Source organism: Brevibacterium renqingii (genome assembly GCF_017808095.1).
GTDB lineage: Bacteria > Actinomycetota > Actinomycetes > Actinomycetales > Brevibacteriaceae > Brevibacterium > Brevibacterium renqingii.
Genome location: NZ_JADBHG010000001.1, coordinates 106680 through 125022, shown reverse-complemented (window position 1 = coordinate 125022; position 18343 = coordinate 106680). Strand labels below are relative to the sequence as shown.

15 protein-coding genes are annotated in these 18343 nt (G+C 67.2%); 11 read left to right on the top strand and 4 right to left on the bottom strand.

Annotated features, from left to right (window positions below; all coding sequences use genetic code 11):
- Nucleotides 1-29: 29 nt before the first annotated feature.
- From IIE29_RS00555 to IIE29_RS00535, 5 genes are all read left to right on the top strand, one after another.
- A complete protein-coding gene (locus IIE29_RS00555; RefSeq protein ID WP_209323258.1) occupies nt 30-1196 on the top strand; it encodes an acyl-CoA dehydrogenase family protein in 1167 nt (388 codons plus the stop codon).
- Between the two features lie 122 nt (nt 1197-1318).
- Nucleotides 1319-1945 carry a superoxide dismutase gene (locus IIE29_RS00550; protein ID WP_209323257.1) on the top strand — a complete coding sequence of 209 codons (627 nt, stop codon included), beginning with the start codon at nt 1319-1321 and terminating at the stop codon, nt 1943-1945.
- Between the two features lie 100 nt (nt 1946-2045).
- Nucleotides 2046-2663: a GNAT family N-acetyltransferase gene (locus IIE29_RS00545; RefSeq protein ID WP_209323256.1), complete on the top strand. Its 618-nt coding sequence runs from the start codon at nt 2046-2048 to the stop codon at nt 2661-2663.
- A complete protein-coding gene (gene dapB / locus IIE29_RS00540; protein WP_209323255.1) occupies nt 2660-3406 on the top strand; it encodes a 4-hydroxy-tetrahydrodipicolinate reductase in 747 nt (248 codons plus the stop codon). Before IIE29_RS00545 ends, dapB begins: the two co-directional genes overlap by 4 nt.
- Complete coding sequence (locus IIE29_RS00535) at nt 3406-3864, top strand: tetratricopeptide repeat protein (protein WP_209323254.1); 459 nt, start codon at nt 3406-3408, stop codon at nt 3862-3864. The genes dapB and IIE29_RS00535 overlap by 1 nt, the downstream gene beginning before the upstream one ends.
- Here IIE29_RS00535 and IIE29_RS00530 read toward each other — a convergent pair.
- Complete coding sequence (locus tag IIE29_RS00530) at nt 3861-5150, bottom strand: heparan-alpha-glucosaminide N-acetyltransferase domain-containing protein (RefSeq protein WP_209323253.1); 1290 nt, start codon at nt 5148-5150, stop codon at nt 3861-3863. The genes IIE29_RS00535 and IIE29_RS00530 overlap by 4 nt on opposite strands.
- Before the next feature lie 135 nt (nt 5151-5285).
- Between IIE29_RS00530 and IIE29_RS00525 the strand changes: the two genes are divergently transcribed.
- The 4 genes from IIE29_RS00525 (at nt 5286) to IIE29_RS00510 (ending at nt 10675) form a co-directional block, all read left to right on the top strand.
- Nucleotides 5286-7292 carry an oxidoreductase gene (locus tag IIE29_RS00525; RefSeq protein WP_209323252.1) on the top strand — a complete coding sequence of 669 codons (2007 nt, stop codon included), beginning with the start codon at nt 5286-5288 and terminating at the stop codon, nt 7290-7292.
- Nucleotides 7289-7912: a TetR/AcrR family transcriptional regulator gene (locus tag IIE29_RS00520; protein ID WP_209323251.1), complete on the top strand. Its 624-nt coding sequence runs from the start codon at nt 7289-7291 to the stop codon at nt 7910-7912. The genes IIE29_RS00525 and IIE29_RS00520 overlap by 4 nt, the downstream gene beginning before the upstream one ends.
- Before the next feature lie 158 nt (nt 7913-8070).
- Nucleotides 8071-8994 carry a 4-hydroxy-tetrahydrodipicolinate synthase gene (gene dapA / locus IIE29_RS00515; protein ID WP_209323250.1) on the top strand — a complete coding sequence of 308 codons (924 nt, stop codon included), beginning with the start codon at nt 8071-8073 and terminating at the stop codon, nt 8992-8994.
- A gap of 34 nt (nt 8995-9028) precedes the next feature.
- The gene (locus IIE29_RS00510) at nt 9029-10675 is read left to right on the top strand and encodes a ribonuclease J (protein WP_209324076.1); all 1647 of its coding nucleotides are present in this window, start codon (nt 9029-9031) and stop codon (nt 10673-10675) included.
- Between the two features lie 401 nt (nt 10676-11076).
- On the opposite strand, the gene IIE29_RS00505 is transcribed toward IIE29_RS00510, so the two are convergent.
- A complete protein-coding gene (locus IIE29_RS00505; RefSeq protein ID WP_343071745.1) occupies nt 11077-12981 on the bottom strand; it encodes an L-lactate permease in 1905 nt (634 codons plus the stop codon).
- Between the two features lie 285 nt (nt 12982-13266).
- Between IIE29_RS00505 and aceB the strand changes: the two genes are divergently transcribed.
- The gene (gene aceB / locus IIE29_RS00500) at nt 13267-14871 is read left to right on the top strand and encodes a malate synthase A (RefSeq protein WP_209323249.1); all 1605 of its coding nucleotides are present in this window, start codon (nt 13267-13269) and stop codon (nt 14869-14871) included.
- Nucleotides 14872-15131: 260 nt separating this feature from the next.
- A complete protein-coding gene (locus IIE29_RS00495) occupies nt 15132-16289 on the top strand; it encodes an FAD-binding oxidoreductase (RefSeq protein ID WP_209323248.1) in 1158 nt (385 codons plus the stop codon).
- Nucleotides 16290-16292: 3 nt separating this feature from the next.
- On the opposite strand, the gene IIE29_RS00490 is transcribed toward IIE29_RS00495, so the two are convergent.
- Nucleotides 16293-16754, bottom strand: a complete 462-nt coding sequence (locus tag IIE29_RS00490) for a universal stress protein (RefSeq protein ID WP_209323247.1) — start codon at nt 16752-16754, stop codon at nt 16293-16295.
- 6 nt (nt 16755-16760) lie between these two features.
- On the bottom strand, nt 16761-18293 hold the full coding sequence (locus IIE29_RS00485; RefSeq protein ID WP_209323246.1) for a CitMHS family transporter: 1533 nt from the start codon (nt 18291-18293) through the stop codon (nt 16761-16763).
- Between the last annotated feature and the right edge of the window lie 50 nt (nt 18294-18343).

Sequence of the window (18343 nt, the reverse complement as noted above, 5' to 3'; positions counted from 1 at the left end):
GCACCTCTTCGAATCGAAAGGCACCCACCATGAGCTACACCCCCTGGCCGCTGTCCGACGAGCAGCGCGACATCCTCGACCTGTGCCGGAACTTCGCCGCGGACACGATCCGGCCCGCCGGCCGCCGCGTCGACGAGGCCGACACCGAATCGCCCGTCGACATCTTCCGCGCCGCCGCCCAGGTCGGCATCACGGACTTCATGATCCCCGAGGAGTTCGGCGGAGGCGGTTTCACCGACGTGTTCACCCAATGCCTGGTCCAGGAGCAGCTGTGCTTCGGGGACCCGGGCATCGGCAACTTCGTCTGCTCGAACGGCTTCTTCGCCGACCCGATCCTCGCACTCGGCACCGCCGAGCAGAAGGAGGCCTGGCTGCGGCCGCTGACCGGCGCCGACCCGAAGATCACGTCGCTGGCCACGACCGAACCGAGCTCCGGATCCGACTCGGCCTCGATCATCACAAAGGCCACGGCCGTCGACGGGGGATACCTGCTCAACGGGCAGAAGGCATGGATCTCGAACGCAGGCCTGGCCGACTACTACGTCGTGTTCGCCAAGACCGACCCCTCGCAGCGCTCACGCGGAGTCTCGGCCTTCCTCCTGCCGCGCGAGACCGAGGGGATGGAATTCGGGGCGCCGATGAAGAAGATGGGCCAGCGTGCCATCGTCTGCCGGGAGATCTTCTTCTCCGATGCCTTCGTGCCCGAACAGAACCGCCTCGGCGAGGAGGGGCAGGGCTTCTACGGGCTCATGCGCACCTTCGACATCTCCCGCGTCGTGCTCGGCGCCGCCGCACTCGGCACGGCCCGGGCGGCCTTCGAATACGCCCGCGACTATGCGAAGGAGCGCACGCAGTTCGGGAAGACGATCATCGACCACCAGGCCGTGGCCTTCCGCCTGGCCGATATGTCCTCGCGCATCGACGCCGCCTGGCTGCAGGTGCTCAATGCCGCGCGGATGATCGACGCCGGGGAGGCGGTCAGCCGTCAGGAGGTGACCTCGGCGGCGGCGATGGCGAAGCTGAACGCCTCGGAGACCGCGATGTTCTGCACCTGGGCAGGCGTGCAGACCCTGGGCGGGTGGGGCTATTCGCGCGAGCATCCTCTCGAGCAGTGGATGCGCGATGCCAAACTCGAGGAGATCGAGGAGGGCACCTCGGACATTATGCGGCTGCTGATTTCCCGCAACCTCGGCTGAGTCACTCTGCGTTATCCGGAATAGCCGGGAACCGAACCGTGTTGTCCGAGATGAGACCCTGGGATAGGGTCGAAACGAAGCCACCGATGTGGTGGTCATCAAATCTGATCAGGAGGAATCTCATGGCTGAGCAGTACACCCTTCCGGAACTGCCCTACGACTACTCCGCTCTTGAGCCGCATATCTCGGCTCGCATCATGGAGCTGCACCACGACAAGCACCACGCCACCTACGTCAAGGGCGCGAACACCGCCATTGAGCAGCTGGCAGAGGCCCGCGAGTCCGGCAACCTCGCCAATGTGCCGAAGCTGACCCGCGATCTCGCGTTCAACCTCGGCGGACACGTCAACCACTCGATCTTCTGGAACAACATGTCCCCGGACGGTGGAGACAAGCCGGTCGGCGAACTCGCCGCAGCCATCGATGACCAGTTCGGATCCTTCGACAAGTTCCGTGAGCACTTCACCACCGCAGCCACCACGATCCAGGGCTCCGGCTGGGCCGTGCTCGTCTACGATCAGCTCGGCGGAAACCTCTTCATCGAGCAGCTCAAGGACCAGCAGTCCGACATCCAGCTCGGCGGCACCCCCGTTCTGCAGCTCGACATGTGGGAGCACGCCTTCTACCTCGACTACCAGAACGTCAAGCCCGACTACGTCAAGGCCTGGTGGAACATCGTCAACTGGTCAGACGCCGGCGCACGCTTCGACCGTGCCGTGGCTCAGACCAAGGGTCTCCTGCTCGGCTGATCGGTCCTTCCCTCAGCACTGAAACTGGCGGCGCCCAGATCCCTCACATACGGGATCTGGGCGCCGTCATTCTGTCTGGGCGCGCCGGTAGAGTGGGAGGATGAACGCCTTACTGCGATCGTGGCGGGCCGAGGACACCGACGCCCTGGCCGAGGTCTATGCGAATGCCGATGTGGACCTGACCGGCAATATCCCCGATGACCGCAGCCTCGTCGGCGCCAGAGCCTGGATCGAGCAGATCCACCGCGCCGAGGCGGCAGGGACCGCAAGCACCTTCGCCATCGTCGTCGAGCCTGATCGGCGCATCGTCGGCAATGTCATGGCCTCGGGGATCGAACGTCGGCACTCGAGCGCGTGGGTCTCCTACTGGATCGTCGCCGACGCACGCGGCGCCGGACTGACATCAGCGGCCCTGCGGAGCTTCGTGGACCATCTGCACGATGGCCTCGGCATCCACCGGCTCGAGTTGGGCTACCGCACGAACAACCTCGCCTCGGCGCAGGTGGCCAAGAACGCGGGCTTCCTCGTCGAAGGCCGCGAGCGGGAGAAGCTGCTCTACGACGGCATCCGCTTCGACACCGAGGTCTGCGCCCGGCTCAGCACAGACCCGCGCATCTCGGGTCCGCGCTTGCCGAATGCCGACCGCTCCGGAACCGGTGGGTGGGCAGTCGCTAGACTGTCCTGCGGAGAACGTCGAGCAAGGAGTCAGAGCACATGAGCATTCGCACAGCCGTCATCGGAGCCAAGGGCCGCATGGGATCCCACGCCGTCGCTGCGATCAACGAGGCAGAGGGACTCGAGCTCGTCGCCACACTCGGCAGCAATGATCCGCTCGAGACCCTGCTCGATGCCGACATCGACGTCGCCGTCGAACTCACCGTCCCGAAGTCGACCGAGGACAATGTCAGCTTCCTCGTCGAGCACGGCATCGACACGGTCGTGGGCACCACCGGCTGGGACAACGAGCGGCTGGCCCGCCTCGAGGACAAGCTCAGAGATCACCCGAAGACCGCGGTCCTCATCGCCCCGAACTTCTCGATCGGCGCGGTGCTGGCCATGCGATTCGCCGAACTCGCCGCCCCCTACTTCGACTCCGCCGAGGTCGTCGAGATCCATCACACACGCAAACTCGACGCCCCCTCGGGAACGGCGAACCACACCGCCCAGCGCATCGCGGCCGCCCGCACCTCCGCCGGCCTGCCTCCGGTGCCCGACTCCACGGAATCCGATCCGCACGGCGCCAGGGGAGCGGTCATCGACGGCATCCACGTCCACGCCATCCGCCAGCAGGGGATGAATGCCCACGAGGAGATCCACTTCGGGTCCGACGGCGAAGCCCTGACCATCCGCACGGACACCCACTCCACCTCGGCGTTCATGCCGGGAATCGTCACCGCAGTGCGCTCGATCGCCGATTGCACGGGGCTCATCCACGGCCTCGAGAACATGCTCGACCTCTGATGTCGAAGGCCAAGATCGGGGCGATCATCGTCTCCGTCGTCCTCGTCTTCTACTTCGTCCTGATGGGGCAGCGGGCGTGGATCCTCGTGCGGGAACCCGACTTCGTCCCGCGCCTGATGGGCATCGCCCTGTTCGTCCTGCCGCTGATCGGCGCCTGGACGCTCGTCGTCGAGCTTCTCTTCGGAGCGCGGACGGAGAAGCTCGCCCGCATCCTCGGCGCCGAGGGCGGGCTGCCCGTCGACGATCTGCCGCGCACCCCGGGCGGGAAGATCATCCGCGAGGCCGCCGATCAGGAATTCGTGAAGTACCAGGCCGAAGCCGAAGCCGCCCCTGAGGACTGGCGATCCTGGTTCCGGCTCTCGTGCGCCTATGACGCCAGCGGCGATCGCAGACGCGCCCGAGCGACGATGCGCAAGTCGATCAGCCTGTACCGCGACGGTCAGAAGCAGGGCGCTTAGACGCCGCTTCCCGGTCGCCTCGGTGTCGGAGAGCCGGGAGATCCCGGGGCGGTCGAAGGTGCCGGCGATGCCGAGCGGATGACGGCGGCGATGCCGGCCTCGAATGGACCGCGCACGTTGACGAACAGCTTCCATAGGAGCGGGATGAGCACGAAGGTCAGGGCGTGGATGGCGAACTCGGTCGACTGCTCGGCCGCGGTGCCCGTTCCCTCCGTGGGATCCCCGACGATCGCCGCCCGAGTGATCTCGAGGAAGATCACATGCGCCGAGTACACGCTCAGCGGCATCGACCCCGGCGCCGACAGCGGTCCGAGCACCCAAGACCGGCGGCCCAGCAGCACCGCTGCGGCCTGACACACGGCGATCGTCATCAGCGCCGTACCCGCAGTGGAGAGCAGATCGAACGGCGTCCCCGAATGCGGGCCGGCGATCGCGAGCCACCACCAGGAGCTCGCCGAGGTGACCCCGTAGCTGCCCGTGAACAGTGCCGCGAAGAGGTCGATGCCCAGGCGCTGCGAGTTCTCCACCAGAGCGCCATATCCGCCGGCGACATTGAGCAGAAGCCAGGAGGCACCGCGACCGAGGACGAAGAGCCCGAGACCGGAGACCAGCAGGGCCATGAGGTGCCTGCTGATGTCGATCTTGGCCACGGCTATGCCCAGCAGGATGTAGGACAGCCACTGCAGAATCGGATAGTAGCCGGTGAGGAACAGGTCGGTGAGCATCGACACCGGAGTTGCGAGATCGAACCACGACATCGGCAGGTACCCGGGCTCGAGGCCGAACTCGGCACGCACGATCATCGATACCACGGGGGAGAGGACCATCCATGCCCCGGCGAGGACGAACAGGGCTCTCGCCCGCAGGCGGAGGAAGAACAGCGCGAGGGCGAACATGACACCGTAGTTGACGAGGATGACCGCGAGCAGTCCCGAGATCGAACCGAGGCACAGTCCGATGAGCACGATCGCCGCGGCCCGGATGAGCACGCCCGGCGCGGCATCGCGCAACCGTCCCGAGGTCTGCAGACGGGTCCGCGTCGACAGGACCAGCGAGCATCCGGCCAGCACCGCGAACAGCGCCGAGGCGCGACCGGCGAAGATCGCCGCCCCGGTCGGAAGGCTCGCCTCGTCGGAGAGGGCGAAGATGTGAGTGATCATCATCGCGAACAGAGCGACTCCGCGCGCGACATCGAGACCGAGGAGCCGACCGCTGGGGCTGAGTCGGTCGAGAACGGTCGCCGAGGTGGTCGCGGAGCCGGATCCGTGCGCCTGGTGAGAGCTCATGGAACGATTCTCACACGACTTCACCGCGTTCACCTGAACCGCTGCGCGCCCCCGGCGAACGCCCTTGCCTCAGTTAACAATACGGTGATATGAATAACAGGGTCAGCTCGATTCCCGCATGCATCAAGGACGATCATGTCTCACCTGTTCCCGCATCTCTTCGCGCCCATCACGCTCGGCCCGGTCACGATCCGCAACCGCATCGTCTCCTCCGGCCACGACACCGTGCTCGACGACCACGGCCGCATCGGCGATGACCTCGTCGCCTACCACGAGGCCCGCGCGAAGGGCGGCTGCGGACTCATCGTCCTCCAGGTCTCCGGAGTCCATGAGACCGCGAGGTACACCAACCATGTGCTCATGGCCACCGACGAGTCCTCGGTGCCCGGATACACCGCCGTCGCCGAGGCGGTCCACCGGCACGGCGCGACGATCTTCGCCCAGCTCTTCCACCCCGGCCGGGAGGTCATGGACGGCGAGCGCGGAATGGCGCCGCGGGCCGTGGCCCCCAGCGACGAGCCGCAGGAGCGATTCAAGGTCGTGCCCGAGGCGCTGAGCACGGCCACGATCAAGGACATCATCGCCGGGTACGCGGCAGCGGCGAAGCGCATCGCCGACTCCGGCATCGACGGCGTCGAGATCGTCGCCAGCCATGGCTACCTGCCCATCCAGTTCTTCAATCCCCGCATCAACACCCGCACCGACGAATACGGGGGGAGTCCGGAGAACCGCCGTCGGTTCCTCGCCGAGGTGGTCGAAGGCGTGCGCGCGGCCGTCGGTCCCGAGGTCGTGGTGGGTCTCAGGATCTCCGGGGAGGACAAGACCGAGGACGGACTCGTCTCCGCGGAGGTCCTCGAACTCATCGGCGCCCTCGACGCCATGGAGTGCGACGGCGTCGACTGTCTCGACTACTTCTCGATCACAGCCGGCGACTCCTCGACCCTGCAGGGGGCCGTCCACATCGTGCCCTCGATGCAGGTCGAGGCCGCCTATGCGACGAACCTGTCCGAACAGGTCAAGAAGATCACCGACAAGACGGTCATGGTCGCCGGCCGGATCAACCAGCCCCACGAAGCGGAGGCCGCCATCGCCGAGGGCCGGACGGACATGGCGATCATGACTCGCGCGATGATCTGCGATCCGGGCATCGCCGGCAAGGCCGAACGTGATGCCGTCGACGAGATCCGCGCCTGCATCGGCTGCAATCAGGCATGTATCGGACACTTCCAGCTCGGGGTGCCGATCTCCTGCATCCAGTACCCCGAGTCCGGACGCGAGCTCATCTTCCTGCCCCGGCCGCGGGTGCGCACCCGTCGTCGGGTGCTCGTCATCGGCGGGGGCCCGGCCGGTCTCAAGGCGGCCGCCGTGGCTGCCGAACAGGGAGAGGAGGTCACCCTCTGTGAGGCCAGGCCCCACCTCGGCGGGGCCGTGCTCCTGGCACAGGAGCTGCCGTACCGATCCGAGTTCGGGGGAGCGGCGACGAACCTGTCCGCCGAGGCCCGGCGGGCCGGAGCCGAACTGCGCACCTCGACGCCGGTGACGCAGGCGCTCGTCGACGAGATCGCCGCCGACTACGTCATCGTCGCCACCGGAGCCCGGCAGCGGATGCCGCATCTCGAGATCGCCGATGATGCTCTCGTGATCGGAGCCCGCGAGTTCCTCGAGACCGAGCCCGTGCTGCCCGACGGACGCGTCCTCGTCACCGACTGGAAGGGCGACTGGATCGGCTTGGGCATCGCCCTGCGACTGGCCGAAGCACGAGTGCCCGTGACCCTGGCGACGGCCGCGAACTTCGCCGGGGCCGCGATCCAGCAGTACACGCGCACTCTGCTCATGTCGCAGGCGCTGCGGACCGGACGGATCGACTTCGTGGACGATGTGCGACCGGTCGGTCTGGACGCCGACACCGGCTACCTGCAGTCGACGCTGTGCGAGGTCGTCCACGAGGTCGAGGGCGTGGCCGCCGCGATCGTCTCGGCGGCACCGCAGTCGGTGCGGCCCGAACTCGACTTCGGCCCCGCCTCGGTGCAGGTCATCGGCGATGCGCTGGCGCCGCGGACCGTGGAAGAGGCGGTATTCGAGGGACTGACGGCAGCCACGGAGCTCGCGGCCGCGGGTGCGGATCAGACGGTGCCGGCATGAGCCCGCGCCCGCAGCAGCCGCCCGAGCAGGCCGAGGCGAAGAAGTTCGCGATCATCCAGGCCACTCTTGACGCCATAGTCGCCCGGGGTCCTGCCGGCGTGCGGCTCGGGGATGTGGCCAAGGCCGTCGGAATGTCGATCGGGACCGTGCAGTACTACTTCGAATCGCGTGACGAACTGCTCGCGCAGGCGTTTTCGATCCATACGGCCACCGTCCTCATGGGCATCGAGGAGATCGCGAAGCCGCGCGATGACGGCCGCGGCCGAATGGCCCGGCACCGTCTGCACGATGCCTTCGCCGCCGTTCACGGAGTCGGCATCCACGATCAGCGATCCCGGATCTGGCTCGAACTCGTCACCGCCGCCCGCACCGATGCGGGTCTGCAGAACTGCGTTGATGCGGTCTTCGACGGCTGGCGCAGGCTCTTCCGGCGGATCGTCGACGACGGGGTGGAGAGGGGTGAGTTCGAACTCTTCGAACTCACCGCCGCCGAGGCGGTCGATACGTTCATCGCCGTCATCGACGGTTTCGACCTCGCCACCGTCGCCGGCCACGGACCGAACCCGCAGACGATGACGCGAGTCCTGATCGAGACCGCAGACAGGCTGCTCGAAGGCTAGGCGGCTGCCCGTCTGTGATCTGCCTCTCGTCTCGGCGGTGCGCTCGGTCGTTCGATGGATGCGGCCGGCCGCCTCGGCGGGGTTGCGGTGGAGAACTGGTCTCGCAACGCGGGTGGACCTCTGCGCGTGTGGAACCACGTGGGCGGTATCCTTGAATCATGGCGATTCTCGGTGACAGCGCAGCGGCCGCTGCAATTGACGCATTCGGTACCGTCGGCACTGCAATGGTGACCCCGTTCAAGGCCGACGGCAGCATCGACTATCCGGCCGTTGAGAAGGTGGCCGAGCACCTCGTCGCACTCGGCAACGACATGCTCGTCGTCTCCGGCACCACCGGAGAGTCACCGACGACGACCGACGACGAGAAGATCGAACTCCTCCACGTCGTGCGCGGCGTCATCGGCAGCCGGGCGAAGATCATCGCCGGCACCGGCAACAACGTCACCGCCCACACCATCGACCTCTCTCGCCGCTCCGCTGCGGCCGGAGCCGATGGCATCCTCATCGTCACCCCGTACTATTCGAAGCCGACGCAGCCGGCGATCGAGGCGCATATGCGTGCCGCCGCCGACTCGACCGACCTGCCAGTCATGCTCTACGACATCCCCGGTCGCGCGGGCGCCCCGATCATCACGGACACCCTGCTGCGGCTGTCCGACCACCCGAACATCCTCGCGGTCAAGGATGCGAAGGGCGACCTCTTCGCCTCCTCGTTCGTGATGAACAACTCCTCGCTGGTCTACTACTCCGGCGAGGACGCTCTCAACCTGCCGCTGCTGTCCCTCGGGGCCCTCGGGCTCGTGTCCGTGGCCGGGCACGTCTGCTCGGACCGCTTCGCCTCGATGGTGCGGGCAGTGGCGAACAACGATCTGCACACAGCACGCGTCCTCAGCCGCGAGACCGCGGACGTGGTGGATGCGCTCATGAACCATATGCCGGGCGTGATCTCGGCGAAGGCCGCTCTGCAGGCCCAAGGAATACTCGACAACCGCGATGTGCGGATGCCGCTGCTCCCAGCAGATGAGGAGCAGGTGGCGTTCGTCACCGCCCAATTGACCAGGAGTGGTTACCTCAGTGAATAATGCATTGACCCAAGAACTGTCCCGCCCGCCGAAGATGGACCGCGAGGCCGTCCGCATCGTCGCACTCGGCGGCCTCGGCGAGGTCGGGCGCAATATGACCGTGTTCGAATACCACGGCAAGCTCCTCATCGTCGACTGCGGCGTGCTCTTCCCCGAAGAGGACCAGCCCGGCGTCGACCTCATCCTCCCCGATTTCTCCTACCTCGATGACCGCCTCGACGACATCGTCGGGCTCGTGCTCACCCACGGCCACGAGGACCACATCGGTGCGGTGCCCTACCTGCTGCGCCGCAAGGGTGATATCCCCATCCTCGGCTCGAAGCTGACGATCGCGCTCATCGAGGCCAAGCTCAAGGAACACCGGATCAAGCCGATCACCCGCGTGGTGGCCGAGGACGACCTCGATCAGCTCGGTCCCTTCGACCTCGAGTTCGTCGCCGTCAACCATTCGATCCCCGACGCCCTGGCCGTGTTCATCCGCACCGGTGCCGGCAACATCCTCCACACCGGCGACTTCAAGATGGACCAGCTGCCGCTCGACGGCCGCATCACCGATCTGCGCGCCTTCGCCCGCCTCGGCGAGGAGGGCGTCGACCTGTTCATGACGGACTCGACGAATGCCGAGGTCCCCGGCTTCACCGCCCTGGAGAAGGACATCGGGCCCGTGCTCGAGAACCTCTTCGGCACCGCCGAGCGCCGCATCATCGTCGCCTCCTTCTCCTCCCACGTCCACCGCGTCCAGCAGGTGCTCAACGCCGCCACGGCCCACGGCCGCAAAGTGGCGCTCGTCGGCCGGTCGATGGTGCGCAATATGAAGATCGCCGCCGACCTCGGCTACCTCGACGTGCCGCAGGGCACGCTCATCGACATCAAGAAGGTCGACGACTACCCGGAGGACCAGATCGTCCTCATGTGCACCGGGTCCCAAGGTGAGCCGATGGCCGCGCTGTCGCGCATGGCCAACCGCAACCACCGCGTCGACGTGGGCGACGGCGACACCGTCATCCTCGCCTCCTCGCTGATCCCGGGCAACGAGAACTCCGTGTTCAAGGTCATCAACGGTCTGATGAAGCTCGGCGCCCGCGTGATCTCGAAGGCCGATGCGAAGATCCACGTGTCCGGGCACGCCTCCGGCGGCGAGCTGCTCTACTGCTACAACATCGTCAAGCCCCGTGGCGTCATGCCCGTCCACGGTGAGTGGCGCCACCTGCTGGCCAATGCCCGCCACGCCGAGGCGACCGGCGTCGATCCCGACAACATCGTCCTGGCCGATGACGGCTGGGTCGTCGACCTCAAGGACGGCCGCGCCGAAGTCGTCGGCGCCGTGGACTGCAACTACGTCTTCGTCGACGGATCCTCGGTGGGCGAGATCACCGAGGCCGACCTCAAGGACCGTCTGGTCCTGTCCGGTGAGGGCTTCGTGACGATCTTCATGGCCGTGAACTCGCAGACGAAGTCGCTCATCGCCGGACCCGAGATCCACGCCCGCGGTGTGGCCGAGTCCGATGACGTCTTCGACACGATCGTGCCGAAGGTCAGCAAGGCCGTCGAAGATGCGCTGCGCGACGGGACCGTCGACCAGTACCAGCTCCAGCAGGTCGTGCGCCGCACCATCGGCCGCTGGGTGTCCTCGAAGCTGCGCCGCAAGCCGATGATCGTCCCCATGGTCGTCATCGTCTGAGCGACCCGGGCCCCGAGCCGCCACAGGCGAGGCGTGGCAGTGGAGCGAGAAAGCGCCTGTGTGCGCCTCTGCGTGAGGTGCACACAGGCGCTTCCGCGTGAGGTGCACACAGGCGCTTCCGCGTGGCGCGCACAGGCGCTTCCGCTTGGCGCGCACAGGCGCTTCCGCGTGGCGTCGGATGACCGAGCTGTTGTCGTCTTAGGGCCAGGAGTTCTGTGAGTGCGGCGGTCGCTTCGCGAATTTGCGTCTCCTGCGGGTCGATCCACCGCGAAAACCGACCGATAATCGCGATGGATCCACCCGCAGGAGACTTCCGCAGCTCGCGTGAGCCGTGCGGGCACTGCGCGCGGTGCGGCCGTTGCACGGCTCGCCGCCGACAAGGCGGTGCCTCGGGGCCGGCCTCAGCCGCGGGCGGTGGGCTCCGGCTCGTCGTCGCCGGCAGGCGCGGCTTCGTCCTCAGCCGTCCCGTGGGAGGACACGGCTCCGATCTCTAGCGGCTTGCCCGGGGACCGCCGGGCCAGGACGATCGCGACGCCGAAGCCCACGATGAGCGCGGTGAGGATCACCGTGCCGGCGTTCATGCCCAGACCGTTGAGACCGACGAAGGCGATCGCGCCCGCGGCCAGCGAGTAGACGAGCATCGGGATGGCGGTGCGGCGGATGAGCTCGCCCTCGCGACCGACGAGCCCCACCGTCGCCGAGGCGGCCACGACATTGTGCACGGCGACCATATTGCCCGCCGCGCCGCCGACGGCCTGCGCGGCCACGACGGTCTCCGGGCTGGCCGCCCCGATGGCGGTGCCGGTGGAGAACTGGAACTGGGCGAACATCGTGTTCGAGACGGTGTTCGATCCCGCGATGAATGCACCGAGGGCGCCGACGAAGGGGGCCAGCAGCGGCCAGGCGTCTCCGACGGTGCTCGCGGCCGCCTCGGCGAGGGTGACCGGCATCGACTCGAGTCCGGCACCGTTGTAGTCGGCACCGGAGTTGATGAACACCCGCACCAGCGGCAGCGAGCAGAGCAGAGCCACGGCGGCGCCGGCGATCTGGGAACCCGCGATCGTCCAGGAGCTCGAGATCTGGTCCTTCGTCATGCGGTGGATGAAGTAGGTGATGCCGCAGGCGAGGACGAAGATCGCACCGGGCGACCACAGCAGGTCCATGTTCTGGTTGATCGGGGTGCCGAAGATGCCGTCGACCTTGATGACCGCCGGGCCGTTGAGGAACTCCTTGATCGCCGGCACATTGCGGGTGATGAGCAGCAGAGCGACGACGATGAGGTAGGGCGACCAGGCGCGGACCAGCGACATCCGCCTCGTGAGCTGCGCCTTCTCCTCGTTCGGGTCGACGGTGCCCATCCAGAAGGCCGGCCACTGCTCACGCGGGGCGAAGTCCCAGGTCTTCTTCGGCATGAGGAATCCTAGCCTGCTCGTGGTCACGACGATGGCCAGGCCGATGAGGCCGCCGAGCAGCGAAGGGAACTCGGGACCGAGGAACTTCGCCACGACGAGGTAGGGCACGATCATCGCGAGCGCGGAGTAGACGGCGAAGGGAGTGACGGCCAGACCGTCGGCGAAGCGCCGGTTCGCGCCGAAGAAACCGGTCATCATGCACGCCAGCAGCAGCGGGATGAAGATCCCGCAGATGCCGTGGATGAGGGCGACCTGAGTGGCCGTGTGGGCGACGAACTCCGTCTGGTCGAGACCGAGCTCGGCGGCCCGTGCCGCGACATCGGTCGACATCGAACCGTCCTCCTGGGCCAGGCCGGTGCCGATGCCGACGACCATCGGGGTGCCCACGGCGCCGAAGCTCACGGGAGTGGACTGGATGATCAGCCCGCCGAGCACCGCAGCGACGGCGGGGAACCCGAGGGCGAGCATGAGCGGGGCGACCACGGCCGCCGGGGTGCCGAATCCGGCCGCACCTTCGATGAAGGAGCCGAACAGCCAGGCGACGATGATGACCTGGACCCGGCGGTCGGGGGAGATCGAGACGAATCCGGCGCGGATGGTCTCGATGGCTCCCGAGCGGGTGATCGTGGCCAGGAGCAGGAGGGCCCCGAAGACGATCCACAGCAGGCCGATCGCCACGAGCAGGCCTTGGACGACCGAGGCGCCGATCGTCACCCATTCGATCTTCCAGGCGAAGTTCGCCACCAGGGCAGCGGCGACGAGCCCGATGGGCATGGCGTATTTGGCCGGCCAGCGGAAGCCGATGAGGAGGATTCCGGCCAGGAGGATCGGGGAGAGCGCCAGAAGAGCTGCAACAGCGAGGTTGTCCATCGTGTGTCCGATCTGCGGCGTCATTGCCGCGTGGTCGCAGAAGTCCGCATCCGGTCGCCGGAAGCGGGCCCACGAGAGGTTCGTCCATTCATCGTGCCAGTTCGCCCGCCGGAGTCAACAGACACCCCGTCTCGAAGCGCGATAAGGTTTGACGAGACGTGCATCACCTCATATTCTTTCGGTGTGTGAACAAAAATTTTCACGATGTGAAAGTTTCGCAGGCCAAACCCCGTTGCCAGCGAACAGAGACGCACCTGATGGTGCCGATAAGGACGCAGCACTTCGTGTGCTGACTAAGGAGAACCACCGATGACCGCTCATATCGAGAACCTGGACATCCCCGCCGGGATGGAGATCACCGGCGAGCTGCCGGATGGCGCAGAGAAGGTCCTCACCCCGAAGGCACTCGAGCTCATCGTCGAACTGCACCGCAAGTTCAACGGCGACCGCCTCGACCGCCTCGAAGCACGCAAGGTCCGTCAGGCCGAGATCGCCTCCGGCAAGGACCTCGACTTCCTCGAGGAGACCGCCGAGATCCGCAATGATCCGAGCTGGCAGGTCTCGCCCCCGGCTCCGGGTCTCGAAGACCGTCGCGTCGAGGTCACCGGTCCGACCTACAAGAAGATGACGATCAACGCGCTCAACTCCGGAGCCAAGGTGTGGCTGGCCGACCAGGAAGACGCGAACACCCCGCAGTGGGACTCGGTCATCCAGGGCCAGATCAACCTGCTCGACTCCCTCAACCGTGAGATCGACTTCACCTCGCCCGAGGGCAAGGAGTACAAGCTCGCTCCCGACGAGCAGCTGCCGACCATCGTCGTACGCCCCCGCGGCTGGCACATGCCCGAGAAGCACATCCTCATCGACGGTGAGGAGACCTCCGGTTCGCTCGTCGACTTCGCCCTCTACTTCGCCACGGCCGGTCAGGTCCAGATCGAGAAGGGCAAGGGCCCCTACTTCTACCTCGCGAAGATGGAATCCCACCTCGAGGCCCGCCTGTGGAACCAGGTCTTCGAGCACGCCGAGGACGCCTTCGGACTGGCCCGCGGCACCATCCGCGCCACCGTGCTCATCGAGACCTACACCGCGGCCTTCGAGATGGAGGAGATCCTCTACGAACTGCGCGAGCACTCCGCCGGCCTCAACGCCGGTCGCTGGGACTACATCTTCTCCGTGATCAAGAACTTCCGCTCCCGCGGCTCGGACTACCTGCTGCCGGACCGTTCGGACGTGACGATGACCGTGCCGTTCATGCGCGCCTACACCGAACTGCTCGTGCGCACCTGCCACAAGCGCGGCGCCCACGCCATCGGCGGCATGTCCGCATTCGTCCCCTCGAAGGACGAGGCTGCGAACAAGGCCGCCTTCGACAAGGTGCGCGAGGACAAGTCCCGTGAGGCCGGCAACGGCTTCGACGGCTCCTGGGTCGCCCACCCGGGCATGGTCTCCCTGTGCAAGGAGGTCTTCACTGAGACCCTCGGCGACAAGCCCAACCAGATCGACAACAAGCGCGAAGACGTCGACGTCACCGCCGCCGACCTCCTCGACGTGAAGTCGACGCCGGGATCGATGACCGAGCAGGGACTGCGCACGAACGTCTCCGTCGGCATCCAGTACCTGCGCGCCTGGCTCGAGGGCAACGGCGCCGTCGCCATCAACGGGCTCATGGAGGACGCCGCCACCGCGGAGATCTCCCGCTCCCAGGTGTGGCAGTGGCTCGATGCCGGTGTCACCCTCGACTCCGGTGAGAAGGTGACGAAGGACCTCGTCGAGCGCATCGTCTCCGAGGAGGTCGCGAAGCTGCCCGGTGACGACGCCGCCTGGAAGGACGCCACCGACACCTTCGTCTCGGTCGCGATCGCTCCCGACTACGTCGACTTCCTCACGCTGCCGGCCTACGCCCGCATGCCCTGAGCCGAAGGCGCCGGGTCCGCGGCCGCAGGCCTTGAGCCAAGGCTCGCAGCCGCGCACCCGCACTGGTGATCCCGCCTCCGATCGACGCTTGCGATGCAGGGTCCGACCACGTCGAACGCCTCCGAAATCTGTGCCCAGCGCACCGATTCCGGAGGCGTTCTTCGCTACACTCTGAACACACGGTCACGGAAACAGAGACAAGGCCCGAGACAGCAGAGACAGAGACAGCAGAGTCCGACACAGCAGAGACAGAGGTGGGGATGAGCCGGACCACAGAACTGCCCCGACTGGCCAGCCCCGACAGCATCGCCGAACTCTCCGAGCTCATGGCCCGTGCCCACGCCGAATCCCGCACGGTCACCGTCTTCGGCGGCGGCACCGCCTTCGACGACCATCCGCCCGCGACCACCCCCGGGCTGCTCATCGACATGACCGGACTCGCCGAGGCGGCCGACCGTTCCGTCGCGGACGCCACCGTCCGTGCCGGGGCCGGAGCGAAGATCTCGGCACTGAACGACCTCGCCGGCCGGACCGGGCAGGAGATCCTCGCCGATCTGCCGGACGGCCGCATCGCAGCCGGGTCCAGCCTCGGCGGGATGATCGCCACGGCCGCCACCGGACCGCGGCACCTCCACCGTCCCCGACTTGCCGAGACGCTGGTGTCCGTGACGACCGTCGGCGCCGACGGGACCATCGCCCGCACCGCCGGAGGACTCTGTCTGAGCCTGACCGGCAGGGGTCTCCCACAGCTCGTGGCCGGATCCTGGGGCACCCGCGCCATCATCGTCGAGGCCGAGATCCGACTGAGTGCGCGACCGGCGGCTCAGGAGTTCGTATGGATTCCCGGCGCCGCGGCAGCCCCGGAACTCCTCGCCGCCCGGCAGCGACCGGCCGCCGTCGTCATCGGCCGACCACCCGGTTCGCCCGCCGCCACCGTGGTCCTGGTCGAAGGCGACGAGGAACTCGTCGAAACCGAGATCTCCCGCATCCTCGACCGAGTTCCCGGAGCCACCCGCTGCAGGCGACCCGGATGGTGGGGCAGGCGGACACAGGCGCCCGTGACGATCGGCCTGTCGGTGACTCCGGACTTCGTTCCGACACTTCTCGAGACGATGACACGGCTCGAAGACGCCATCGGCTATCCCCTGCAGCTGCAGGGGAGTGCGGCCGGGCTCTTCGAACTCGGGGTCGGAGCTCCCGAGACCGAGCCGGGAATCGCCACCCGCGTGGTGCTCGAGCACCTGCGCTCATTCGGCCTGCACCGGATCTGCGCCCGACTGCTCCACGCCCCGGCCTCGGTGTGGGAGAGCGTCGATGCGTGGGGGCCGCTGCCGGGCCGCAGAGGACTGCAGGAGCTCAAGGATCTGCTCGACCCGCGCGGACTGCTGGCGCCCGGCCGCGGCCTCGGCGGGATCTGAGCCTCACTTCACCAGCAGCACGGGGCATTCGGCCTCGAGGATGACCTGCTGCGCGCTCGAGCCCAGCAGCAGCTTGACCACGGGGGACCGGCGCTTGGCGGCCATGACGATGACCACCGCAGCATGCCGGTCGGCGAGGTCGAGGACCTGCTCGGCGAGATCGGAACCGGCGCGCTGCACCTCGTACGCAAGCCCCGCCTCGGCGAGGGAGGCGCCCAAGCGGGTGCATTCGGCCAGGGGAGACGTGGACGGGGCCGTGGTCGTGTCCGTGCCGAACACGATCGCCCGCAGAGCCGCCCGTTCGCGCCGGGCGGCGGCGATCGCCTGGTCGAGCACCGCCGGGGAGGAGTCGGTCCGCAGCGCGAGGACGACGGTCGCCTCGGCGGCATCGACGTCCGGTGATGCGGTCACGCGCAGGGACGGGGCGGGGAAGCGGCGAGGCGATGTCGAATACAGATCTGTCATCGCCGCTCAGCCGATCCCGATGACGCCGAGCGCGACACCCACCGCGAGCATGACGAGGGCGACGATGAGCGCCCGCCACAGCACCTTCTTGTGGTGGTCGCCGAGCTCGACTCCCGACAGCGAGACCAGCAGCAGGATCGCCGGCACCAGCGGGGACTGCATATGCACGGGCTGGCCGGTGATCGAGGCGCGGGCCATGTCCGCGGCCGAGATGCCGAAATGCGCGGCGGTCTCGCTGAGCACGGGCAGGATGCCGAAGTAGAAGGCGTCGTTGCTCATGAAGAAGGTCATCGGGATCGACAGCAGACCGGTGATCACGGCCATGTAGGGACCCATCGAATCAGGAATCACGTCGACGAGCCACGCGGCCATCGCATCGACCATGCCGGTGCCGGACATGATGCCGGTGAGCACACCGGCGGCCATGACCATGGCGACGACGGAGATGATCGCGGAGGCGTGGCTGGCCAGCTCCTCCTGCTGCTCCTTCATCTTCGGGAAGTTGACCATGAGTGCGATGACGGTGGCGATCATGAACAGGTACGGAAGCGGGAGGATGTCCGCGATGAGCAGGACCATCACGGCCACGGTAAGGCCCAGGTTGAACCAGAACAGCTTCGGGCGCAGGGTCGCCCGGTGCGGGTCGAGTGCGGTGTTCGACAGGGCCGAACCGGAACCGGCGGACTCGGCTCCGGCGTCTGCGGAGTCGGCCCCCGCCTCGGCGCCGGATGCGTCGCCGCCATCGGATGATCCTCTCGCCGAGGCGGCCGTGCCGTTCCCGGCACCGTGACCGGCCGTGGTCGCACCGGATGGGGTCATGGCCGCGCCGGCCGCGGTCGCACCCTTGCCGCTCGACCCGGCGACGGCGCCGACGAGGTCTTTGCGACGGTTCGACCCGCGCTCCTCGACCCAGGCCACACCGTTATTGGCCAGGCGACGACGCTCGGAGAGACCGAGCAGGTAAGCGAAGACGAGGCATACGAGCAGACCCGCGACCAGTGACGGCACCATCGGGGCGAAGATGTCGTTCGCATCGATCTGCAGCGCCGAGGACGCGCGTGCGGTCGGCCCGCCCCAGGGCACGATGTTGAGCGTGCCGTTGATGAGACCAGCCACGCAGGTGAGCACCACCGGCGACATCTCGAGCCGCTGGTAGATCGGCAGCATGGCGGCGGTGACGACGATGAATGTCGTCGAACCGTCACCGTCGAGCGAGACGGCCCCGGTGAGCAGGGCTGTGCCGAGGACGACTTTGACCGGATCGTGTCCGGCGACTTTGAGGATGAACTCGACGAGCTTGTCGAAGAGGCCGACGTCGATCATGATGCCGAAGTAGATGATCGCGAAGAGCAGCAGCGCTGCCGTCGACGACATCGAGGCGATCGCGTCCATGACCATCTCCCCGATGCCCAGACCGGCCCCGGCGAAGAGGCCGAAGACGGTGGGGACGAGAATGAGCGCCAGGATCGGCGAGAGGCGCTTGGTCATGATCAGCGTCATGAAGACGCCGATCATGGCGAAACCGAGAATGACAAGCACGGGCTTCTCCTTCGAAGGCGGATGTGAGGCTCAGAACACCGTAGGGTCCA